The following is a 4679-nucleotide window of genomic DNA, read 5'->3' on the forward strand; positions in this document are numbered from 1 at the left end:
AGTAGGCCCGGCAGGTCAGTAGGCCCGGCAGGTCGGCACGACGCTCGGTAGGTGCCGTGGGCATCCGGGCGGGACAGGCGTGGCAGTGGCCCGCGGTGGCTCGCGGTGGCACAGCCCCGCTGGGCCGGTGTCCGCCGGCCGGAGGTCTGGGGCCGTGCCCGGCCATCCGCGCGCCGGGCACGGCCTGACCGGCTGCTCGCCGGTCCCCGTCGGGCTTCCCTTCATGGCTTCTTATGGCTTCTTATGGCTTCTTACGCTTCCGCCGTTTCCCCGGTGCGGTCCTGGACGACCGTCGTGGCGTTACGGTGGGTACGGGTGCTATCCGTCCTGGGCGGGCGCGGCGTCCGACAGCATGTCGGCGACCTCGGCGAGCACCTCGAGCAGGTGGCTGATCTCCTCGTCGGTGTTGGCCGCGGTGACCTGGATGCGGAACCCCACCTTCTCGCGCGGCACCATCGGGTACGGCGCCAGGGTGGTGTAGATCCCCCGGTCGAACAGATGGTCGCCGATGGCGTCGATACGGTCCGGGGCGCCGACCGGTATCTCGATGATCGGGCTGCCCGACCGGTTCGGCGAGGCCAGCCCGAGCCGCCCCATCCCGTCGAGGATCCGGGCCGTCTTGCGGTGGAGATCCGCGCGGATCGCGTCGCCCCGCCGGGCGTTGAGCGCGAACCCGGCCTGCACGGTCGCGAGCGAGGCCACCGGGGACGGCCCGGAGAAGGTGTGCGGGGAGGTGGCCGCCTTGAGGTGGTTCTTCACCTCGGTCGGGCAGGCGAGGAAGGCCAGCAGGGACGAGTAGGCCTTGGAGAAGCCCGCTACCAGGATGATCCCGTCGTAGCTCTCCCCGACATGGCGGATGAGGCTGTTGCCCCGGCTGCCGTAGGGGCTCAGTTCGTCGGGCCGGCGCTCGCCGATGACGCCGAAACCGTGCGCGTCGTCGATGTAGAGGAGCGCGTCGTTCGCGCGGGTCACCCGGGCCAGCTCCGCCACCGGCGGGATGTTGCCGGTCATGCTGTTCAGCCCGTCGACGCACACCAGCCGCGGGTGGCTGCGGCAGGCCCGCAGCATCTCCTCGAGCTCGGCGGGGTTGTTGTCGTCGAAGCGCTGCACGGTCGCGCCCCAGGCCCGGGCCATGACGCAGCCGTCGTGGATGGAGCGGTGCGCGTTGCGGTCGATGAAGATCGTTCCCTGCCCGGCGAGGGCTGGGATGACCGACAGATGGATGTGCGTGATCGTGGGGAGTGCCAGGCTGTCCTCGGCGCCGAGCAGGTCGGTGAGCTCCTGCTCGATCTCGACGAACAGCCGTGGGGTCGCGATCATCCGTGACCAGCTCGGATGCGTGCCCCACCTGGCCAGGTACTCCGGCACCGCCGCGATGATCTCTGGCTCGAGGTCGAAGCCGAGATAGTTGCAGGACGCGAAGTCGGTCAGCCAGTGGTCGCCGACCCGCATCTGGCGACCGTCCACCTCGTCGACAATCGCCTCCATCATTGGATGCGTTTTCCGTAACCGTGCCATCTCCGACATTGGACCGAGCGGCCGGGCCGGTAACCAACGGTGGGCTTCCGGGCGCTCAGAAGAAGCGTGGAGCGAGGGTAAATCCTGCGCGGTCTTTGACAACTTCCCTCCTCAGCAGGCGAGGGTTTCCACGCTAACCGTATTTTCGATGATCGCAGCGTTACGGGGCTTGTAACCGGCCATTGTGTCGGCTGTATGTCAGTCGCTTGTCGGACGACTACCCGCTGATAGATATTGATCTACCCTTGGTGATGGCCGGCAAAAAATGTTCCCGTAATGTCACCCGACGAGACCAGATGAATCCTTCTGGATTCTCGTCGCCGGCATGTCACGGCCCGTCGGCCGGCGGCTCGCCGGCGCTTCGCCCGCCGGCCGTTCCGCCAGTGCCCCGTCCGGCGGGCCGGATCCTGCCCGGCCCGCCGGGCCCGCCGAGCCGGTGGGGCGGCCCGGCGAAACCCCTGGTAGGAGCGGTTGTGAGCGTGCTGTCCCGGCCCGTCAGGCCGCCACGCGCCCGATCGCCTCGGCCGGGCAGAACTCGAGAGCCTGCAGCAGCATCTCCTCCTCGTCCTCGTTCACCGGCTGCCGGCAGATGTAGTGGACCTCGCGCTCCTCGTCGTGCTTGAAGAAGTCCGGTGCGACTCCCCGACAGTTCTCACAGTCGGTGCACTCGGAATCGACAAAGAAAGGCCCCTCGACGTTCATGGGAAGTCGGCGCTTCTCGCTCGCCACGTCACACCTCACATTCGTTGTGGCGCCGTGCATTCGTTGTGGCGCGTTCGCGGTGGCTGCTCAGCAGATTCTAGCTGCGACGGGCACCGGCTGTCGGCCGCTGCCGGTCGCCGGGCGGTGCCGGTGAAAAAGCGCGCCCGGGCACTGTGGCCGGAGAATCCCGGGCCGGAGTACCCGGGATTCGGGAGCCATTCGCGGCGGGCCCGTGAAACATTGGCCCGGCCCGTTTCCGGGCGGCGGGAAATACGTGACATTGCTGGTACGTACAGCTGTCGTCCGGATGAAGCCGCAGCTCCCAGGGCTGATCGGGCAGCCGCTGCCGCTGCCGGGGAGCCCGTGGAGCTCCGGTGCCCATCGGCTGTGGGCCCGGTGGTGCCGCGGTCACGGGTTTTCCGGGCCGGGCGGGAGCAGTTACCCGCCGTCCGCCGTCCGCCGTCGGGAACGACCGGGTCATCCCGCTTTTACCAGCTGGAAACACGATATGTGCGCGAATCGACGGGCTGCCCGCCGGGCCGCACCATACCTGACGTGTCGAATGCCTGGCGAAGAACGGACGGATGTCTCGGTGAAAAAGGACATATGCCGGGCGGTGCCGGCCTGGAATCCTCATGGCCGTGCTCCGGGCGCGGCCACCACCGCCCCGGCCGAGCGGCGCACCGGGGCGCGTCGGGCAGGCGGCGTAGCTGCCCCCGATGACGTCTTCGGGGGTGCCTCCGGCTCACGGGAACCGGAGACACCCCCGAACGGGGCTCGCGCAGGGAGGCGGATGCCGGCTGCGGGGAGGGAGCCCTTATGAGGAGGGAGAGGCGAAACCGGCCTTGGCAAGTACCTCCTGGCCGGTCGACGACAGGACGAACTCGGTGAACGCCTGCCCGCCGCTGGCGTTCGGAGCCTTGGTCAGGGCCGCGATCGGGTAGGTGGTGGAGGCGTTCTGCTCCTTGGGGATCTCGATGCTCTTCACCTTCGCCGCGGCGGCCTGGGCGTCGGTGACGTACACCACGCCGGCGTCGACCTCGCCGAGTTCGACGGTGGTCAGCACGCCCTTCACGTCGGCGCCGTAGGTCTTCGGCGTGACCGTGACACCCGCGTTCGAGAAGACCTTCGCCGCGACCGCGCCGCACGGGACCTGGGCCTGGCAGAGCGCGACCTTCACACCAGGCTTCGCCAGGTCGGCCACGGTGGCGATGTGCGCGGGGTTGTCCGGCGGAGTGACGATCGCCATCTTGTTCTGCGCGAACGTCTTCGGGCCGGTGGCGTTGCCGGCGTCGACGACCGTGGTCATGTTCGTCGGGCTGGCCGAGGCGAAGACGTCCGCCGGCGCCCCCTGGTTGATCTGAGTGGCCAGGGCCGAGCTCGCGGCGAAGTTGAACTTCACGGTCACACCGGGATGCGCCGCCTCGAACTGCTTGCCGAGCTCGGTGAACGACTCGGTCAACGACGCGGCGGCGAACACCGTCACTGTCCCGGTTACAGACGGTGTCGCCGTCGCCGCGCCGGACGGAGTCGTCGGACCGGTGTTGTCCGTGTCCGAGCCACAGCCCACCAGGAGCGCGCACAGCAGTGCGCACAGCGCCCAGAGTTTCGAACGTGTCCTCACGCGTCCCCCTCACTGTCGTCGAGATATCCGCCGGAGTCACGATGCCGGCCGGACAATGGTTCAGCGACGTTGCTGAGAAAATTCCGTCACCACGTCGGCGGATTTCGCCGAAATCGCGGTGACCGAGCCGGAGCCGGAATCTGAGCCGGAACCGGGGTCAGGGCCGGAACCGGGGCCGGCCGTGGGCGCACGGCACGCCGAGGACGCGATCCGGTGCGGACCGGTCCGGATCCCCATCTGAGCTGGCACGCCGTCGTGCCTGGCACAGATTATGATGTTGGTCGTTAGTTGCGGGTAGACCTGCCTGTTACCGCCGCGTCCGCGGTCATGCTCACGGAAACCCGTGGACCGATGCCGTGCGCTCCCCGCCCGCCCGGAGCGCGACGGTGAGCCGCCGACGTCCCGCCGAGGGTCTGCGTCCTGAAGCGGGGCAGCCCGCCGGCGCCTGTCCGCTGCCGGCCGGCGCCGTCAGCGCCACCGGTCGGCCGGCTTCATCCGAGATCCGCAGATTCACCACCCAGACACCTTATCGAGCGCATCCACGGTTTGTCTCCCCCTCTCTCCCCTGATCCGCGATGTGGACGTGCTCCCGGCGGATGCGGAGACGCGAGGAATGCATGATCATGTATTTTGGATGTCACGGCCGGGTCTTCCCGTTACAGGAAAAGACGGTCGAGGATGCGGTTGATAATCGTTAGGACACAGCTGGGACACCCAGTGGAAATCCGCGGCCACGTGGCCCGGACCGGACCGGACCGGAGATTCGACAATCGGATCCCATGGCGGAAAGCCATCCGACATCCCGGTCACCCCGGGTTTCATACCGGTGCTCACC

General features: G+C 68.4%; 3 protein-coding genes. All 3 read right to left on the reverse strand.

The genetic code is table 11. The features are described 5' to 3' along the window. Positions 1 to 318 precede the first annotated feature (318 nt). Positions 319 to 1491 (reverse strand): aminotransferase class I/II-fold pyridoxal phosphate-dependent enzyme, encoded by a 1173-nt coding sequence (locus tag NBW84_RS12930; RefSeq protein WP_445548704.1) that lies wholly within the window; start codon positions 1489 to 1491, stop codon positions 319 to 321. 522 nt (positions 1492 to 2013) lie between these two features. Then, complete coding sequence (locus NBW84_RS12935) at positions 2014 to 2247, reverse strand: ferredoxin (RefSeq protein ID WP_250284884.1); 234 nt, start codon at positions 2245 to 2247, stop codon at positions 2014 to 2016. Positions 2248 to 3037: 790 nt separating this feature from the next. Continuing rightward, entirely contained in the window at positions 3038 to 3844 is an 807-nt protein-coding gene (modA, locus tag NBW84_RS12940) for a molybdate ABC transporter substrate-binding protein (RefSeq protein ID WP_250284886.1), read from the reverse strand. Positions 3845 to 4679 lie beyond the last annotated feature (835 nt).

It is taken from the genome of Protofrankia sp. CiP1_Cm_nod2 (assembly GCF_920664355.1).
GTDB lineage: Bacteria > Actinomycetota > Actinomycetes > Frankiales > Frankiaceae > Protofrankia.

What these genes read in the sequence shown, in the direction of transcription:
- NBW84_RS12930 (WP_445548704.1), bottom strand. Translation starts at nt 1,491, where the DNA reads ATGATGGAGGCGATTGTCGACGAGGTGGACGGTCGCCAGATGCGGGTC.